This is a genomic window from Streptomyces sp. NPDC014891, from assembly GCF_043081085.1.
Taxonomy (GTDB): Bacteria; Actinomycetota; Actinomycetes; order Streptomycetales; family Streptomycetaceae; genus Streptomyces.
The window spans coordinates 462,833-463,631 of the sequence record NZ_JBIBWF010000006.1 but is presented as its reverse complement, the minus strand read 5'-3'; the positions used below and the strand labels follow the sequence as shown (position 1 = coordinate 463,631).

The window sequence follows — 799 nt, the reverse complement described above, 5'->3', positions numbered from 1 at the left end:
CGCCCGGTTACATTCCGAACCCGGAAGCTAAGCCTTTCAGCGCCGATGGTACTGCAGGGGGGACCCTGTGGGAGAGTAGGACGCCGCCGAACAATTCTTCAGGACCCCTGGTCCCAGCGTTCACGCTGGGACCAGGGGTCCTTTTGTTTTTCACTAGACTTTTCCGATGCGCGGCCGAGTGCCGGCTGCGCGAGAATGACTGCAGTACCCGAAGACAGGAGTCACGTCGATGTCCACCAACTCTCCCGACGACCGTCCGGAGCGCGAGCCGCGTCGCAGGGACGGGGCCGGCGCCGGCGGTGACCGGGGCGGCTACCGTGGGCCGCGCCGTGACGACAACCGCGGTGGCGACAACCGTGGTGGTGGCTTCCGTCGCGATGACCGTGGCGGGGACAACCGCGGTGGCGGCGGGTTCCGTCGTGATGACCGCGGTGGCGACAACCGTGGTGGCGGCGGCTTCCGCCGTGACGACAACCGCGGTGGTGGCGGGTTCCGTCGTGACGACCGCGGGGGTGACAACCGTGGTGGTGGCTTCCGTCGTGATGACCGTGGCGGGGACAACCGCGGTGGCGGCGGGTTCCGTCGCGATGACCGTGGTGGCGACAACCGTGGTGGTGGCTTCCGCCGTGACGACCGGCGTGATGAGCGTCCGTCGTCGTTCCGTCGGGACGACCGGCCTTCCTTCCCCCGTGACGACCGCCGTGACGACAACCGCGGTGGCTTCCGTCGCGATGACCGTGGCGGCGACAACCGTGGCGGTGGTGGCTTCCGTCGCGATGACCGTGGTGGCGACAACCGT

Annotated in this window: 1 protein-coding gene and 1 rRNA gene; both read left to right on the top strand. The window is 68.7% G+C overall.

What is annotated here, in order from left to right; all coding sequences use genetic code 11:
- A 5S ribosomal RNA gene (gene rrf / locus ACF09E_RS20550) occupies positions 1–92 on the top strand; the annotation flags it as partial.
- Between the two features lie 237 nt (positions 93–329).
- Positions 330–799: hypothetical protein (locus ACF09E_RS20545; protein ID WP_392206408.1), on the top strand; the 470-nt coding region annotated here is incomplete at its 3' end.